This is a genomic window from Paenibacillus diazotrophicus (assembly GCF_042610465.1).
This window is the reverse complement of record NZ_JBGJZN010000014.1, coordinates 32,796-49,046: the sequence shown is the minus strand read 5'-3', so window position 1 is coordinate 49,046 and position 16,251 is coordinate 32,796. Positions and strand designations below refer to the sequence as shown.

Below are 16,251 nucleotides of genomic sequence, written 5' to 3'. Positions count from 1 at the left end.
CATGGATCGTCTCGCTGAGTCTCCGTATGGAGAACGGGGGAACCAATAATGATCTGCCGCATGTCCGTACATAGGGTACAACACAGAAATGCCGCAGACTTTATTTGATTTCTTCACGTGGTCTTTGGGGTGAATTTGAGGGCAACCGCCGTGAGCGGGTGACCTGAGATAGGGCGTCTCTCTTATGCCCGAACCCGACAGCTAACCCCGTAAGCGCAAGTAAGAGAGGAAACCTCGTGCATAAACATTCCCGCGTATTCTGACACCCGGAGAGCCACGAAAGAGTCCTCTGTGAACTCTTTTTAGGCTTTTTTTGTTTTTTGAATAATGTGAATGTTTCCAGCATACTGTTGTATAACAGATGTCTGGAGTAGCTATGCCGAGCAGGCGATCCATGAGCAGGAAACGCTAAAGCAATGCGGGCGTATCCTGTGCAATCTCAAACCTAGTTTCGTCAGAAGTGATACAGTCACCTTTGCTATACAACTTGGACGACGGGGCTATGTAAGGAGGATGGAGAGAATGGGCGTATTCCAACCAGAAGTATCCCATGATTCGCAATCATCCAGCAGGTCTTTCGCATTACGGTGGAAGCAAGTGAATCCTCGCGTACTTTCACTTGCAGGCGCGGCATCAATCGTTATCGCGCTAGTAATTCTGCTGTACGTACACGGTCAAAGCTTTAAAGAAATAACTTTAGTAATAGATGGAAAGGTACAGACGCTGGAGACGCGGGATACGCTGCTCAGTGATGTGCTGGCAAAAGAACAAATTTCGCTGCAGCCGCAAGATGCATTATCTATTGGCCTTAGTGATGAAATAAAAGACGGCGACCGTGTCGTAATCAACCATGCGCAGGCTTTTAAGCTAACAGCGGATGGAACAACCAAAACGCTCTACACGACCGAAGACACCATCGGTCAGGCGATTGACAAACTGGGCATCAGCCTGGAGAGCTATGACAAGATTTACCCTTCTCTCAACACCGCAGTTTCTGCCGACATGGAAATCAAAATTGTCCGGATTAACAAGCAAGTGGTACAGCGGACAACAAATTTGCCTTTCCGGGTTATTAAAACCGCAGACCCCTCCCTGACAAAGGGAACTGTAAGAGTTGCGCAAGCGGGCAAACCGGGCGTTATGGTCCAGCATATCGAGAAAATCTATCAAGATGGCGAGCTGGCATCTATGCGCATGGTGGGCAAGGAAGTACAGACGGTTACCAAAGACAAAATCATTGCTATTGGTACCAAAGCACTTCCCAAGGCTGCTGTAGCCACTACTGCAACTTCCAATTCAACCACTACCACAAAAACATCTAAAGTCAGCACAAACAGCAACAATGTTGCGAGCAAAGCAGGTATAGATTTTGAGTACAAAAAAATAATCAAAAATGTATCCATGACGGCTTATTCTTCTGAAGAACCTGGGATTGGTACACGTACGGCCTCCGGCACACGCGTAACGGAAGGTCGGACCATTGCTGTGGATCCAAACGTAATACCTATCGGCTGGTGGGTGTATATTGAGGGTCTTGGATTTCGCCGTGCAGAGGATACCGGCGGTGCCATTAAAGGCAACAAGGTGGATGTCTACTATGATTCCCTGAGCAATGCCCGTAACTTTGGGCGTAAATCACGTACAATTTATGTGATCGGGCCTGTGAAGCCAGAGCTGAATTAAGCAGCAGTTTTTTGCAAATTAGCAGTTAATAAGATATAGTGAGGGTAGCAATTAAGACTGTTACGGAATTTCAGAGCCTACCGCTCATCACTTATACATTCTTTAGCCAATAAGAAGGGGAGCGAATCCTCTTCTTTTTGCGTTGCAGAGTAAGGAGTTTAGAAAATGATCAAGGAATTAATCGTTGTGGAAGGTAAAAGCGATACAGTTGCCATTAAACGAGCTGTAGAGGCGGATACCATTGAAACAGGAGGTTCAGCAGTGGACCGCAAAGTGATCGCAAAGATTGCACTGGCTATGGAACGCAGAGGGGTCATTATTCTAACGGATCCTGATCATGCCGGTGAACGCATCCGGAAGATTGTGTCTTCCAAGGTGCCAGGCTGCAAGCATGCGTTCATACCTGAAAAAGACGCTACCCGTAAAGGTGACATAGGAGTGGAAAACGCTTCTCCGGAGGCCATTCGTCACGCTCTTAAGCATGTTCATACTTCCTTTGAAGGTGCCCCGGCTCTGATTGGGCTCGAGGATCTGATGGCTGCAGGAATGATGGTGCATCCGCGGGCAGCGGAACGGAGAATGGTGCTGGGTAATCTGCTGGGGATTGGATACTGTAACGGTAAGCAGTTGTATAAGCGGCTGGCGATGTTTGGCATAACACGAGAGGAATTTTCAAATGCTCTCGCGCAAATTGATCAGGGAGGCATTACCTCATGAGTGGCAACAATCATATTTCATCGCCGGTACGCACTAAGGAAATCATTCAGCGTTACGGATTCTCCTTTAAAAAAAGCTTGGGTCAGAATTTCCTGATTGACCAGAATATCCTGGACAAAATTGTGGATGCTGCAGGTCTGGATCAGGCAGCCGGTGCACTGGAGATTGGACCAGGGATTGGCGCTTTGACTGAAAGGCTGGCGCTATCCGCTGGAGCGGTAACGGCAGTTGAGATTGATCGGCGGCTAATCCCGATACTGCGGGATGTCCTCTCCGCTTACCCGCATGTAAAAATTCGGAACGATGACGTGCTGAAGGTGAATTTGCAGGAATTGTTTGCTGAGGATTTTGCGGCTGTGGAAAGAGTGAGTGTGGTCGCCAATCTGCCGTATTACGTAACCACTCCAATCCTCATGAAGCTGCTGGAAGAAAAACTGCCGCTCGATAATATCGTCGTGATGATCCAAAAGGAGGTTGCTGAACGCATGGCAGCCTCACCTGGCGGGAAAGAATATGGTAGCCTTAGTATAGCTGTGCAGTATTATAGTGAACCTGAACTGGTCTGTATGGTGCCACGCACGGTGTTCATTCCACAGCCAAATGTGGAGTCTGCGGTGATCCGTCTTAAAGTGAGGGAGCGTCCGCCGGTAGAGGTTGCTGATGAGAAGCATTTTTTCGAGGTGGTACAAGCTTCTTTTACACAGCGGCGTAAAACCATTGCTAATAATCTCAAAGCCCGGTTTTTTCCGGAAGAGGGACGTGAACGTCTGGAGTCTCTGCTAGCCGAGGCAGGAATCGAACCAAGCCGCCGCGGGGAGACGCTCAGTCTTGAGGAGTACGCCCGGCTAAGCGCCGTGCTGCTTACTGCTGGAATCGGGTAGATAAGAAAAACGACCTTAGGCCTTTCATATCGTTCAAATCAGTACCAATGAAGAACCAACCGGGGACTTTGCCCATACGATGGGGTAGAGGTGGTGTTGGAAATGAATTTAGGAGACTTGGTCGTTCGCAAATCTTACGGTGGCGATGTAACGTTTCGGGTGGAGAATATTGTGCATAACGGGGCAGTTATCAAAGGCACTGAATTCCGCTTGTTGGCGGATGCGCCTTTGGAAGACTTGGTGCAGGTGCCACCTACCGGTATTACCGAGCGGGGACAACAGGCGCAGATTAAGGCTACGGAGTCGCTAACCCGGCTGCGCAAAGACCGGCAGGAGCAGAGTCAGCGGAGCGGAGCGTCTATCTTCGGGGGGAGGCCCCAGTCTCCCCAGGAGCTGGCCTACTTTGAAGTACCGGGTAAGGTGCTTCACCTGGACGGTGATGCACTGTATTTGAAGAAGAGTCTTAGTCTGTACGAGCAGCTGAGGATCCCTGCTGAGGGACATCATATCCATGAGTCCAAGATGGCGGAAACGCTGTACCGGCTGTTGCCGCGTGTACGTCCGGATATAGTAGTCATTACCGGACATGATGGGGTACTCAAACAGCAGCATACTTATGATCTATACAGCCTTAATAGTTATAAAAATTCTCAAAACTTCGTTGCAGCGATTGGGGTCGCGCGCGAATATGAGCGGAATTTTGACACACTGACGATTGTAGCAGGAGCCTGCCAGTCGCATTTCGAAGCACTGCTCGGCGCAGGTGCCAACTTTGCCAGCTCGCCTGGAAGAATACTGATTCATGCCTTGGATCCAGTCTATATAGCAGCAAAAGCATCCTTTACTTCCATCAGGGAGTCTGTCAGTCTGGGCGATGTGCTGAACAATACGATCAGCGGAAGCCAAGGGATGGGCGGAATCGAGACCCGTGGCAGCTTCCGAATTGGAATGCCCCGCTTGCAGAATCTGTCTACCTTAAAGGTAGCACCTTCGGTGATCATGTAGTTGATACTATGCGAATAGACCCTTCAGAAAGGCCTCGTGCGAGCGGGGCTTTTTTTGGTTATGCTGTTTCTTGCTTTTAAAATCAAAACTCTGATATTACTGCTAACAAGGATTTAATGTCAGCCTTGCTAGATCCCAAAAAAATTCCGTTGACAACATTTTTGTCATCATCTATAATTGTTTATTTGATTTGACAATCATTACAGAAAGTTGTATAATGGACAAGGAAAGAGGTGGTCGTCAGGCAATGGCTAATAACGCGCTGTTGGAAATTAAACGCAGTCTCGAAGCTCACGTCGGTCATAAGATCACGTTGCGTGCAAACGGTGGCCGTCGTAAAACCGTTGAACGCACCGGTGTCCTGGAAGAAACGTACCCTTCTGTATTTATTGTCAAACTGGATCAGGAGCAGCAAACCTTCAAGCGAGTCTCCTACAGCTACGCCGACATACTTACCGAATCTGTGGAAATCACAGTTTGCGAAGATGATGGGCAGATGCGGATTATGTATATTAAAGCTTAACGATTTATGGCAGTCTCCTGCAGGGAGGCTGTTTTTTGTTATCCATCTGAATGGCCTTCCCGCCTTGGCAGCATACTAAAGCAGCAACAATCTTGTCATCCACCATTTTTAGGAGGGATTTCGGATATGAGCCGTAGAAGGCGGGGAATGATGTCTGAGGAATTGAAGACGGAGCTGGCCAAGGAATTGGGTTTTTACGAGACGGTAGAACGCGATGGTTGGGGTGGAATCAGAGCCCAAGATGCCGGTAATATGGTCAAAAGAGCAATTCAGCTGGCTGAGCAGGCCGCACGCAAATCTTAATTAAGTACGTGCAGTGACTGCGTAGCGAGGGGCGCTGCCATCATGGCGGTGCCTTTTTTGTTATGTGCTGAACTTTTGATAAAATATAAGGATTTATATGTTTCACATCATCAATCATCCTTATATTTCCCGCTGAAATGGTACCGTCCTTAAAAAAAGGACGATAAACCTTTTCTACTTGATGGACTTCGTTACGAGTTTCTCATATAATATGTTAAGTTGTTTTTACGGGAAAAGCTGAGGGTGGGTGAACGCCTTGAAAATGTATGAAAAAGCGCCAGCAAAAATCAATCTGATGCTGGATGTGCTGCATAAACGCGCGGATGGCTTTCATGAAGTGGAAATGATTATGACCATGGTCGATTTGGCGGACCGCTTGGAGCTGTCTGAGCTGAAACGGGACTCTATTATTATCTCAAGCCAGGCTGGATATATTCCACTCGACGAGAAGAACCTTGCCTTTCAGGCGGCGAGGCTTATTAAAGACCGTTATAACGTGAGGAGCGGCGTGCATATTCATCTGGATAAAAGAATCCCGGTGGCTGCCGGCCTTGCTGGCGGCAGCAGTGACGCCGCAGCAACGCTGCGCGGCCTGAACCGGCTCTGGCGCCTTGGCATTCCGGCACAGGAGCTGCAGGAACTGGGCGCCGAGCTGGGCTCGGACGTCCCGTTCTGCGTTACAGGCGGTACTGCCCTTGCAACGGGCAGAGGCGAGCGGCTGACTCCTATCCCGAGTCCGCCGCAGTGCTGGGTCGTCCTGGCCAAGCCGCCGATTAATGTATCGACGGCTGAGGTGTACGGACGCGTACGCGCGAACAGCATCGCTGTGCATCCATCAGCATCCCGTATGCAGGAGGCAATCGCCGCAGGCGATTTCGAGGCCGTTTGTGCTGGACTCGGCAACGTGCTGGAGGATGTCACGCTGAAGCTGCATCCGGAAGTGCAGCAGTTGAAGGAAGCTATGATCAAGCTGGGTGCTGAAGGCGTACTCATGTCCGGCAGCGGGCCTACGGTATTTGGCCTGGTGTCTAAGCAATCGAAGGTAGCCAGAATTTACAACGGGCTGCGGGGATTCTGCAAAGAAGTATACGCCGTGCGTTCGCTGCACTAAGTACACGCTATTGACGGCAATCCAGTGGATCTCCATGCTTGTGTAAATCCGTACAAAAGTGATATTATTTTTAATAATATTCGGTTTTGGCGAGGAGCATTCCGTGAAAAAACTTAAAAGAAGCCAACGTTTGGTAGACATGACCCAATTTTTACTTGAAAAACCGCATGTTCTTCTCCCGCTCTCTACATTTGCAGACCGGTACGGGGCGGCGAAGTCATCTGTTAGTGAAGATTTGGCTATTATAAAAGAGGTATTTGAAGGGGAAGGCATGGGCGAATTACAGACACTGGCTGGGGCGGCTGGAGGTGTGCGCTATATTCCGCGGATGCCTAAAGACATGGCGCTGGCTTTTGTAGACGACCTGTGTGGGCAGCTTGAACATAGTGACCGTATACTCCCGGGCGGCTATTTGTATATGTCTGATCTGCTTGGGCTTCCGTCGCTAATGGAGCAGGCTGGTAAGATCATTGCTACAGCCTTCTATGGCGTTGAGATCGATGTCGTTATGACCGTGGAGACCAAAGGCATTCCTCTGGCCTATGCCACGGCAGCGCAGCTGGGATTGCCTGTAGTACTGGTGCGCCGCGACCATCAGGTGACGGAGGGTTCAGCCGTAAGCATCAATTATGTCTCGGGATCGCATAAAAGCATACATACGATGTCGCTGTCCAGACGGGCGTTGCGGGAAAAGTCCAGAGTGCTGATTGTGGATGACTTCATGAAGGCAGGCGGAACTGTACGCGGTATGGTCGATCTTCTGGGTGAATTCAATGCCGAGGTTGCCGGGGTAGGTGTACTGGTTGAATCCGGAGCGGTTGAAACCGAGGAGCGCCTGCTCCATGACTACGTTTCCCTGGTGAAGTTAAGCGAAGTGGACTCTAAGGAACGGCGGATCTCTGCACATCCGGGGAATTATTTTTCCGCTTAACCGTTGGCTAAAATGTCGAATTCGTGAGGAAAACACAGAGAAGTTCACGAAATCTGTCGAAAACGGTGTGTAGCCAAAAATAATCTTCTTAATCAGGTATTTTATGGAATCGAAAAGAAGGAATTCGCATTGCTGTGTGGAATTATACACCAAGTCTCTGATGGAAAAAGGTGGTGAACACACACATGCAAATTACGGATGTCAGACTCCGCCGCGTTAACTCTGAGGGGAGAATGAAAGCAATCGCATCCATTACAATCGATAACGAGTTTGTTGTTCATGACATTCGCGTCATCGACGGTAATAACGGGATGTTCGTTGCTATGCCCAGCAAGCGTACACCGGATGGTGAATTCCGCGATATCGCACACCCGATTTCTTCGGGAACACGCGAGAAGATTCAATCCGCGGTTCTGGCCGAGTATGATCGCGCCGCTACTGAAGAAGAAGAGGTCATTGAAGAGGGAGCATAAGCTAGGCGCTAACTCTGAAAGGACGGCTGCCCTTACTTGGGTGGCTTAAGGCCATGCCGTTTTTTTATTGGGGTTCGAAGAAAAGGGAACCATGCCTTCATGGTTCTCTTTTCTTTTTGCCTGGAATGCGATATATTCAGTAGTGAGCTAAAGAAGTAGGAGGTTGGCATTCTTGAAAAGAATGGCTGTTGTACTTGCTGCAGGTCAAGGCAAGCGCATGAAATCTAAATTATACAAAGTGCTGCACCCCGTCTGCGGCAAACCGATGGTAGGGCATGTACTGGATACAGTAAAAGCGACCGGATGCCAGCGCACCGTTGTAGTTGTCGGACACGGCGCGGAGAAAGTTAAAGCCTACGTGGGCGAGAATGCGGAATATGTGCTTCAGGAAACGCAGCTGGGTACAGGCCATGCTGTAAAGCAGGCTAAAGACCTTCTCGGTGGCGAAACAGGCACAACTGTTGTAATCTGCGGGGATACACCGCTTGTGACAGCGGAGACGCTGGAGGGGCTTATGGCTCTGCATGAGGGCCAGAATGCGGCTGCAACCGTACTTACAGCTGTCATGGAGCAGCCTGCAGGCTATGGAAGAATTATTCGCGGTGAAGATGGCGGCGTGTTGAAGATCGTAGAGCAGAAGGATTGCTCTCCGGAGGAAGCTGCTGTGAATGAGATCAACACGGGAACCTATTGTTTTGATAATGCCAAGCTGTTTGCAGCTTTGGAGAAGGTTACGAATAGCAACAACCAGCAGGAATATTATTTAACCGATGTTATCGGCATACTCCGGGCACAGGGGGATATCGTTCTGGGATATCAGGCTCATGATGCTGCGGAGTCTATTGGCGTTAATGACCGTTTGGCCTTGTCGGAGGCAGAGGGATTAATGCGCCAGCGCATCAACCGTCAGCACATGCTGAATGGGGTAACCATTATTGATCCTTCTTCAACCTATATCGCAGCAGATGTGACCATTGGTGCAGATACGACACTTTATCCAGGAACCATCCTGAAAGGAAAGACTGTCATTGGTGAAGACTGCATCATCGGGCCGTCCAGTGAGATTGAGGATTGTATAATCATGGAGGGTGCTCAGGTGAAGCATTCCGTGCTCAATCAGGCTCAGGTTGGCGCAAGAACCTCTGTTGGACCTTTTGCTTATTTGCGTCCAGGCGCGGTGCTTGGGGAAGAGGTTAAAATCGGTGATTTTGTGGAGATTAAGAATGCCAGCATTGGGGATGGCTCCAAAGTGTCGCATTTAAGCTATGTTGGTGATGCGACAGTTGGCAAGAATGTAAATATGGGCTGCGGTGCAATTACCGTTAACTATGACGGCTATAATAAAGCAAGAACCGAGATTGGCGATGATGCCTTTATTGGCAGTAATGTGAACCTTGTAGCTCCGGTTACAGTGGGTAAAGGTGCGTTTGTTGTTGCCGGGTCTACCATTACACGTTCGGTTCCAGAGAATGATCTGGCTATTGCCAGAGTAAGGCAGGAGAACAAGCCAGGGTACGCCGAGAAGATCCGTGCCAAGGCCAAAGCTAAGAAAAAAGGCCAGTCGAGTCCATCGTAGAGTGCTAGAAGCCAAAGCGCCGGACGGACCCGCAAATCCGCGCCGGCGCCACTTGGAAGTTAAATTCCGTCACGGAGGGTTTATATTTTATGACTTATTGCGATTCCAAACTAAAGATTTTTACCTGTAATTCCAATCCTAAGCTGGCCAGTCAAATTGCCGATTATATCGGCATTCCGATGGGGGAATCCCACACGACAAGCTTCAGCGATGGAGAGATTCAGGTTAAGCTGTCAGAGAGCGTTCGCGGCTGTCATGTATATATTGTACAGTCCACATGTGGTCCGGTTAATGATAATCTCATGGAGCTTCTGGTTATGGTAGACGCACTCAAGCGCGCCTCCGCGAAGAGCATCAATGTGGTTATTCCATACTATGGCTACGCGCGTCAAGATCGTAAAGCCCGTTCCCGTGATCCGATAACGGCCAAGCTGGTGGCGAACCTGATTGAAAAAGCAGGGGCACACCGTGTCATTACCATGGACCTTCACGCAATGCAGATTCAAGGCTTTTTCGATATTCCTGTGGATCATCTCCTCGGTGTTCCAATTCTTGCCCAATATTTCCGTTCCAAGCAGATTCAGAATCCTGTTGTAGTGTCTCCTGACCATGGCGGTGTAGTACGGGCAAGAAAGCTTGCTGATTTCCTGAACGCGCCACTGGCGATCATCGACAAGCGCCGTCCAGAGCCAAATGTCAGTGAAGTTATGAACATCATCGGTAATATCGAGGGCAAGACGGCAATTCTGATCGATGATATTATCGACACGGCCGGAACCATTGTACTCGGGGCCAATGCTCTGATGGAGGGCGGCGTGAAGGAAGTATATGCCTGCTGCACCCACCCAGTATTGTCAGGCCCTGCGCACGAACGCTTGGAAAACTCTCCAATTAAAGAAATTATCGTGACGGATACGATTCCAATTCGGAGCAGCAATCCGACCTCAAAGCTAAAAGTGCTGTCCGTTGCTCCACTGATGGGCGAGGCTATCATCCGCGTTCATGAAGAACTGTCGATCAGTAAATTGTTTGAAATAGAGTAGAATGCACAGGGTACAGAAAAAGGGTTACACCTTTCGCGAGGAAGATGTAACCCTTGTCGGCGTAATGCGAATGCCGCTTCTAGTATCCCGGACGTGAGATGAAGGTAAACAGGGTGCGGTTATAAAGGGTACCCTGCAGCTCCACAAAACATTCATCCACAGCGGTTACCATTCCGATGTCAACGTGCACGTTGCCTCTATATACCTCGACAGGCACAGCATGTTGGATGTGATACTGGAAATGGCGCTGAAGCGTTAAGATATCGCCTTGATGTAGCATGTTTCATCACCTGTCTTTGGAATATACGCTTATTGTACCAAAAATGGAGCGCCTCTGCCGAGGAGCGTCAAGAACGAAAGGATAGCCTCATCATGAAATGGATTGTTGGACTTGGAAATCCCGGACCGCAGTACGCCAAGACGAGACATAATGTCGGCTTTATGGCTTTGGACGAGTTGGCGGGTAGACACGGCATAGTTTTTAACCAGAACAAATGTAAATCCGTTATCGGGGAAGGTGTGATTGACGGAGTCAAAGCCGTTCTGATCAAACCGATGACCTTTATGAATCTTTCCGGTGAAGCGGTCCGTGCCTATATGGATTATTACAAAGTACAGCTTGAAGATATGATTGTTGTATACGATGATCTGGATACGGAAATCGGTAAAGTAAGGTTACGCTATCAGGGAAGCGCAGGCGGTCATAACGGGATTAAATCCATCATTCAGCATACCGGTACCCAAAGCTTTAACCGTGTGCGGATGGGGATATCCCGGCCTGAGCCCGGATTTGCCATTGTTGACTATGTGTTATCTACCTTCCCAAAGAAAGACGGAGATAAGCTGGACACGATGATTCAGGACACTTGTGCTGCGCTGGAGTTCAGTGTGAAGCATACCTTTGAGCAAACCATGGCCAAATTTAATGGCTGATTAGCAAGAGTAGGTAATTCCCTCTAAGGCTAAAGGTAAGACAGGTAGGGCATACTGAAGGTAATATACAACCTTCAGGAGGCATATAGATGGCAATAAACTATGTATGCAGGCACTGCCGGACATTTCTGGGAAGCATCCAGAGAGGTGACACAACAGAAATGCAGCTAGGCCTACATTCTTTAACCCCTGCGGAACGCAGAGATATCATAGCGTATGATGCAGAAGGCGAGATAACGGTAAAGGTGACTTGCGATTACTGCAAGGAAGCCTTGGACAATAACCCCGAGCTCAGTCTGCTGGCTAGTCCGCTTCAGTAAGTGGCAGCGGCTGTCTCTATCGTCATCCGCAAGCCTTGGCCTTATGCTAAGGCTTGTTTTCGATTCTAATTATAATAGGTGGCACCTGCCCGTCAGGGCAGTGCCGACCTGTTTAGTAAGAGAGGTGCGCCTGTTGTTACAAGGTCTTATAGAAGCTTTTTCCAAAGATTCCGATTTTCAGTCCGTTGCCCGAGGTGTAGCTGCAGGCATGAAGGAGCAGCTCATATCGGGTTTGTCCGGTTCGGCCAGACAAATCATGCTGGCGGCATTACATGAAGAAACTTCGCGTCCGCTGCTTGTAGTTACTCATAATATGTTTTCAGCCCAGAAGATGGCTGAGGATTTGCAGGAAGCGCTTTCTCCGGATCGCGTCCTGCTCTACCCTGCCAACGAATTGGTTGCCGCTGAGGCTGCAGTCTCAAGTCCTGAGACGCTGGCTCAGCGGATTGATGTGTTAACAAGATGCGCCCAGGGCTTCCGTGGAGTTGTTGTTGTTCCCTATTCGGGTGTACGCCGCTTGCTTCCTTCGCCACATGTGATGGCAGCCGCGGAGGTGACGATCTCCCAGGATGGGACGCTTGTGCTTGATGAGTTCCTGATGTCGATGATAGAGATGGGCTATGAACGGGTGGAGCGGGTAGAAAACCGCGGCGAGCTTAGTGTCCGGGGCGGCATTATTGATTTCTATCCGATGACTTCTCCCTTGGCCTACCGGGTGGAGCTGTTTGATGATGAGGTTGACTCTATCCGGACCTTCGATCCGCAGGATCAGCGTTCGATTGACAAGGTGCGCAGCGTGAAAATCACACCTGCCAAAGAAATTATCGCGGATAAGCTGCGCCAGGATGCGGCTTCTATGGAAGCTGCGGCTATGCTGGAACGGCAGCTCGAAAAGATGGCCGACCGCCAGGCGAAGCTGCGTCTGCGCGAGGAAATGGGCCGGGAGCTGGAAATGCTCCGCGAAGGTACTTATTTTCCGGAAATCTATAAATATATCAGTCTCTTATATCCTGAACGTACCCATCTGTACGATTACATGGCGAAGGATACACTTCTGGTGCTGGATGAGCCGGCCAGATTGCTGGAAACGGCGAAGCAGCTTGAACGGGATGAATCGGAATGGAACCTGCATCTGCTGCAGAACGGAAAGACATTACCTGATCTGCAGCTCTCTGTAGAGAGCGATGTTGTTATGTATCAGCGGCCGTTCCAAAGCCTGTTCATGTCGATTTTTCTGCGCCAGGTTCCTCATATCCAGCCGCAGAATATTCTGGGCTTCATCAGCCGCGGCATGCAGGACTTCCATGGGCAGATGAATGTGCTGAAATCGGAAATGGAGCGGTGGCATAAATCCGGCGTGAAAGTGATTATGCTGGCAAATGGTGAAGAACGGATGGAACGTGTCCGTAGAGTCCTGTATGACTATGGCATTGAGGAACCTACAATCCTTCAAGGGAATTTGGGTTCTGGTTTTGAACTGCCTTCCATTCATCTTGCGGTCATTACCGAAGGTGAAATGTTCTCCCAGAAGCAGCGCAAGGCGCGCAAGGTATCCAAGGGGATCGATAATGCTGAGCGGATCAAGAGCTACACCGAGCTCAAGATTGGTGACTATGTTGTTCATCAAAATCACGGGATCGGGAAATATATGGGGATCGGAACGCTTGAAGTCAGCGGAATTCACCGTGACTATATGCATATTATGTATGCCGGTGGAGATAAGCTCTCCGTACCGATTGAACAAATTGATCTGATTCAGAAGTATGTGGGCTCGGAAGATAAGGAGCCCAAGGTTTACAAGCTTGGCGGCAATGAATGGACGAGGGTTACAAGCAAGGTGCGGTCTTCCGTCCAGGATATCGCCGATGATCTGATTAAGCTTTACGCTGAACGCCAGAGTGCACTGGGCTATGGCTTCGAGAAGGATACCCAGGAGCAGCGTGAATTCGAAGAGATGTTCCCTTATGAAGAGACACGCGATCAGCTGCGGGCCATAGAAGAAATCAAGAAGGATATGGAGCAGAACCGCCCCATGGACCGTTTGCTGTGCGGTGACGTAGGTTACGGGAAGACGGAGGTAGCGATACGTGCTGCTTTTAAATCTGCGATTGAAGGCAAGCAGGTTGCGGTGCTGGTACCAACGACGATTCTTGCCCAGCAGCATTATGAGACCTTCCGCGAGCGTTTTGCCAACTATCCGCTTAATATCCAGGTGCTCAGCCGATTCCGCAGCCGCAAGGAGCAGAATGAGACGATCAAGGGCGTACGGCAGGGAACGGTAGATGTGGTTATTGGCACGCATCGTCTGTTGTCGCAGGATATGGTCTTTAAGGACTTGGGTCTCCTGATTGTGGATGAGGAGCAGCGTTTCGGGGTTACACATAAGGAAAAGCTCAAGAAACTGAAAACCAATGTCGATGTACTTACTCTTACCGCAACACCTATTCCCCGTACTCTTCATATGTCAATGCTTGGTGTGCGGGACTTGTCTGTAATTGAGACACCGCCGGAGAACCGCTTCCCTGTCCAGACGTACGTGGTGGAGCATAGCCAGACGCTTACCCGTGAGGCCGTAGAGCGTGAGCTGGCCCGGGGGGGACAGGTTTATTATCTCTATAACCGCGTTCAGGGTATTCAGGAAATGGCTGCGCAAATCTCCATGCTCGTTCCGGAAGCCCGGGTCGGTATCGGTCATGGTCAAATGTCGGAGTCTGAGCTGGAGAAGACCATTCTTGACTTTCTGGATGGGGAATACGATGTACTGGTCAGCACAAGCATCATCGAGACAGGAGTGGATATTCCGAACGTCAATACTCTGATTGTGCATGATGCTGACAAAATGGGGCTGTCCCAGCTGTACCAGCTTCGTGGACGGGTGGGGCGGTCCAACCGCATAGCCTATGCCTATTTCACGTACCAGCGTGACAAGGTGCTTACTGAGGTAGCAGAGAAGCGACTGCAATCGATTAAGGAGTTCACAGAGCTGGGATCCGGCTTCAAAATCGCCATGCGCGACCTTTCCATTCGCGGAGCGGGCAATTTGCTTGGCGCCGAACAGCATGGTTTCATTGCGTCTGTCGGTTTTGACCTCTACTCGCAGATGCTTGCAGAAGAGATTCGTAAACGCAAAGTCAGCGTGTTAGGTGAAGAGGATACCTCACTTAAGCAAGGAAATACGGTCATTGACTTGTCGATTGATGCTTATCTGCCATCCGAGTATATCTATGACAGTATTCAAAAAATAGAAATATATAAAAAAGTTGCTGCAGTGGCTTCCCTGGAGGATGCTGCAGAACTTGAAGACGAGCTGCTCGACCGCTTCGGCGAGCTGCCTGAGGCTGTCGTCAATTTGTTATCTGTAGCCCGGTTGAAGGTATATGGCAAGCTTTATGGGTTGGAATCGATGGTCCGTCGCGGAGATGAGGTCTCTCTCAACTTCCATGAAGGCAGCACTGGGGCTTTTGATACGGCAAAGCTCGCTAAAGTTGGAAATAACTTTGAAAGACGTGTACAATTTGATAGGGACGCCAAGGCAACCATCCGCGTGAAATCGAAGGATCTGGGCGATAAGGAGCTGCTTGATTTGCTGGAACAGTTCCTGGCGGCGGCTAAAGAGTCTTTAAAATCGAAGGGAGAACTACATGATGTCATCAAATAAAACAAAATCCTGGAAAGTGCTGCTGGTTTCACTAGCGGCGGCAATTTCCTTCTCCATGCTGGCAGCCTGCAGCAGTAATAATAACAGTAATGCCGATAAGGATAACAGCACTGCGGTAGCTACCTACAAAGGGGGTACCATTACCCAAAAAGAATTTGATATGGACACACGTGTCATGAAGCTCCTGTCGCCACAGCAAGCGCAATACCTGGAGATTGACGCCTTCAAAGAGTCTATCCTGAAGCAGGAAGTGGCGTTTGAATATCTGTCTGGCAAGGCTACAGATGCTGCCAAGAAAGAAGCGGAGAAGGAAGCAGATCAACAAGTGACCTCCATCAAGACAGGTCTGGGAGACACCTATGAGAGTACGCTGAAGGAAGCCAATCTGACGGAAGCTGATATCCGCTCTTATATGTTGCGTGTGCTGACCGTGTATCAGGACATGCTTCTGAAGGTTACGGATGACCAGGTAAAGGCTGAGTTTGAAAAAACTAAAGGCGACTTCACCGTAGCAACACTTCGCCATGTGCTGATCGGTCTAAAGGATGCTGCAGGAAAGGAACGTACTGATGCAGACGCGCTGAAGCTGGCCAAGGAAGTGAAAGCCAAGCTTGACGGCGGTGCGGATTTTGCTGCTACAGCCAAACAGTACTCTGACGATACCGGTTCTAAAGAAAACGGCGGTGAAATTAAAGATACTGCTCTGGGTACTTATGTGGAAGAATTTAAGAAGGCGGCTCAAACCCTGCCGCTGAACACGATTAGCGAACCGGTCAAGACAACCTATGGCTATCATGTGATGGAAGTGGAATCCCGTACAGAAACCACCTTTGACAAGCTGACCAATGAACAGAAAGAGACCATCAAGGGTTCACTGGCATCTCAAGGGTTGGAATCCTTCCTTGAGAAGGATCTGGAGTCACTGGATGTCAAGATTAATCTGCCGAAGAGCTCTGCAGCTGCGGATAAATCGGGAACAACCAATGGCGGAACTGAGCCAACAGCCGCACCAAGCGCTGAAGCTCCGGCTGCAACCGAAGCAGCCAAATAATACGCTACAGCTATCATTAGGACGGCCTCCTCACTTTGTGTGA

At 49.5% G+C, this 16,251-nt stretch carries 16 protein-coding genes and 1 riboswitch; of the genes, 15 read left to right on the top strand and 1 reads right to left on the bottom strand.

The features are described 5' to 3' along the window. Positions 1–2: 2 nt before the first annotated feature. Positions 3–231: riboswitch (cyclic di-AMP (ydaO/yuaA leader) on the top strand. A 291-nt stretch (positions 232–522) separates the two neighbouring features. From ACAN54_RS29090 to ACAN54_RS29040, 11 genes are all read left to right on the top strand, one after another. Continuing rightward, on the top strand, positions 523–1,683 hold the full coding sequence (locus ACAN54_RS29090; RefSeq protein WP_379164043.1) for a resuscitation-promoting factor: 1,161 nt from the start codon (positions 523–525) through the stop codon (positions 1,681–1,683). A gap of 165 nt (positions 1,684–1,848) precedes the next feature. Then, positions 1,849–2,400: a ribonuclease M5 gene (gene rnmV / locus ACAN54_RS29085; protein WP_379164040.1), complete on the top strand. Its 552-nt coding sequence runs from the start codon at positions 1,849–1,851 to the stop codon at positions 2,398–2,400. Then, positions 2,397–3,281, top strand: a complete 885-nt coding sequence (rsmA, locus tag ACAN54_RS29080) for a 16S rRNA (adenine(1518)-N(6)/adenine(1519)-N(6))-dimethyltransferase RsmA (RefSeq protein ID WP_379164037.1) — start codon at positions 2,397–2,399, stop codon at positions 3,279–3,281. Before rnmV ends, rsmA begins: the two co-directional genes overlap by 4 nt. Positions 3,282–3,383: 102 nt before the next feature. Then, a complete protein-coding gene (gene yabG, locus ACAN54_RS29075) occupies positions 3,384–4,286 on the top strand; it encodes a sporulation peptidase YabG (protein WP_379164034.1) in 903 nt (300 codons plus the stop codon). 247 nt (positions 4,287–4,533) lie between these two features. Then, on the top strand, positions 4,534–4,809 hold the full coding sequence (gene veg, locus ACAN54_RS29070; RefSeq protein ID WP_019914493.1) for a biofilm formation stimulator Veg: 276 nt from the start codon (positions 4,534–4,536) through the stop codon (positions 4,807–4,809). A 126-nt stretch (positions 4,810–4,935) separates the two neighbouring features. Next, entirely contained in the window at positions 4,936–5,112 is a 177-nt protein-coding gene (locus tag ACAN54_RS29065; protein ID WP_379164031.1) for a small, acid-soluble spore protein, alpha/beta type, read from the top strand. A gap of 256 nt (positions 5,113–5,368) precedes the next feature. Continuing rightward, positions 5,369–6,223 (top strand): 4-(cytidine 5'-diphospho)-2-C-methyl-D-erythritol kinase, encoded by an 855-nt coding sequence (ispE, locus tag ACAN54_RS29060; protein ID WP_379164027.1) that lies wholly within the window; start codon positions 5,369–5,371, stop codon positions 6,221–6,223. Between the two features lie 103 nt (positions 6,224–6,326). Next, the gene (purR, locus tag ACAN54_RS29055) at positions 6,327–7,154 is read left to right on the top strand and encodes a pur operon repressor (protein ID WP_379164024.1); all 828 of its coding nucleotides are present in this window, start codon (positions 6,327–6,329) and stop codon (positions 7,152–7,154) included. A 185-nt stretch (positions 7,155–7,339) separates the two neighbouring features. Beyond that, positions 7,340–7,627, top strand: a complete 288-nt coding sequence (gene spoVG, locus ACAN54_RS29050) for a septation regulator SpoVG (RefSeq protein WP_020425826.1) — start codon at positions 7,340–7,342, stop codon at positions 7,625–7,627. Between the two features lie 172 nt (positions 7,628–7,799). Beyond that, a complete protein-coding gene (gene glmU / locus ACAN54_RS29045; RefSeq protein ID WP_379164022.1) occupies positions 7,800–9,203 on the top strand; it encodes a bifunctional UDP-N-acetylglucosamine diphosphorylase/glucosamine-1-phosphate N-acetyltransferase GlmU in 1,404 nt (467 codons plus the stop codon). 89 nt (positions 9,204–9,292) lie between these two features. Continuing rightward, entirely contained in the window at positions 9,293–10,246 is a 954-nt protein-coding gene (locus ACAN54_RS29040) for a ribose-phosphate diphosphokinase (protein WP_019914487.1), read from the top strand. Positions 10,247–10,325: 79 nt separating this feature from the next. Here the strand turns inward: ACAN54_RS29040 and ACAN54_RS29035 are convergent, their stop codons facing one another. Then, the gene (locus ACAN54_RS29035) at positions 10,326–10,526 is read right to left on the bottom strand and encodes a hypothetical protein (RefSeq protein ID WP_379164019.1); all 201 of its coding nucleotides are present in this window, start codon (positions 10,524–10,526) and stop codon (positions 10,326–10,328) included. A 92-nt stretch (positions 10,527–10,618) separates the two neighbouring features. Between ACAN54_RS29035 and pth the strand changes: the two genes are divergently transcribed. From pth to ACAN54_RS29015, 4 genes are all read left to right on the top strand, one after another. Next, positions 10,619–11,179, top strand: coding sequence for an aminoacyl-tRNA hydrolase (pth, locus tag ACAN54_RS29030; RefSeq protein WP_379164016.1), 561 nt, complete (start codon positions 10,619–10,621; stop codon positions 11,177–11,179). An 89-nt stretch (positions 11,180–11,268) separates the two neighbouring features. Beyond that, on the top strand, positions 11,269–11,499 hold the full coding sequence (locus ACAN54_RS29025) for an anti-sigma-F factor Fin (protein WP_379164013.1): 231 nt from the start codon (positions 11,269–11,271) through the stop codon (positions 11,497–11,499). A gap of 133 nt (positions 11,500–11,632) precedes the next feature. Further along, on the top strand, positions 11,633–15,157 hold the full coding sequence (mfd, locus tag ACAN54_RS29020) for a transcription-repair coupling factor (RefSeq protein ID WP_379164010.1): 3,525 nt from the start codon (positions 11,633–11,635) through the stop codon (positions 15,155–15,157). Continuing rightward, complete coding sequence (locus tag ACAN54_RS29015; RefSeq protein WP_379164007.1) at positions 15,144–16,208, top strand: peptidylprolyl isomerase; 1,065 nt, start codon at positions 15,144–15,146, stop codon at positions 16,206–16,208. The genes mfd and ACAN54_RS29015 overlap by 14 nt, the downstream gene beginning before the upstream one ends. The last annotated feature ends 43 nt before the right edge of the window (positions 16,209–16,251 follow it).

Coding starts and splice junctions, on each gene's coding strand:
- ACAN54_RS29090 (WP_379164043.1), top strand. CDS start 523: ATGGGCGTATTCCAACCAGAAGTATCCCATGATTCGCAATCATCCAGC.
- rnmV (WP_379164040.1), top strand. CDS start 1,849: ATGATCAAGGAATTAATCGTTGTGGAAGGTAAAAGCGATACAGTTGCC.
- rsmA (WP_379164037.1), top strand. CDS start 2,397: ATGAGTGGCAACAATCATATTTCATCGCCGGTACGCACTAAGGAAATC.
- yabG (WP_379164034.1), top strand. CDS start 3,384: ATGAATTTAGGAGACTTGGTCGTTCGCAAATCTTACGGTGGCGATGTA.
- veg (WP_019914493.1), top strand. CDS start 4,534: ATGGCTAATAACGCGCTGTTGGAAATTAAACGCAGTCTCGAAGCTCAC.
- ACAN54_RS29065 (WP_379164031.1), top strand. CDS start 4,936: ATGAGCCGTAGAAGGCGGGGAATGATGTCTGAGGAATTGAAGACGGAG.
- spoVG (WP_020425826.1), top strand. CDS start 7,340: ATGCAAATTACGGATGTCAGACTCCGCCGCGTTAACTCTGAGGGGAGA.
- ACAN54_RS29040 (WP_019914487.1), top strand. CDS start 9,293: ATGACTTATTGCGATTCCAAACTAAAGATTTTTACCTGTAATTCCAAT.
- ACAN54_RS29035 (WP_379164019.1), bottom strand. CDS start 10,526: ATGCTACATCAAGGCGATATCTTAACGCTTCAGCGCCATTTCCAGTAT.
- pth (WP_379164016.1), top strand. CDS start 10,619: ATGAAATGGATTGTTGGACTTGGAAATCCCGGACCGCAGTACGCCAAG.
- ACAN54_RS29025 (WP_379164013.1), top strand. CDS start 11,269: ATGGCAATAAACTATGTATGCAGGCACTGCCGGACATTTCTGGGAAGC.
- ACAN54_RS29015 (WP_379164007.1), top strand. CDS start 15,144: ATGTCATCAAATAAAACAAAATCCTGGAAAGTGCTGCTGGTTTCACTA.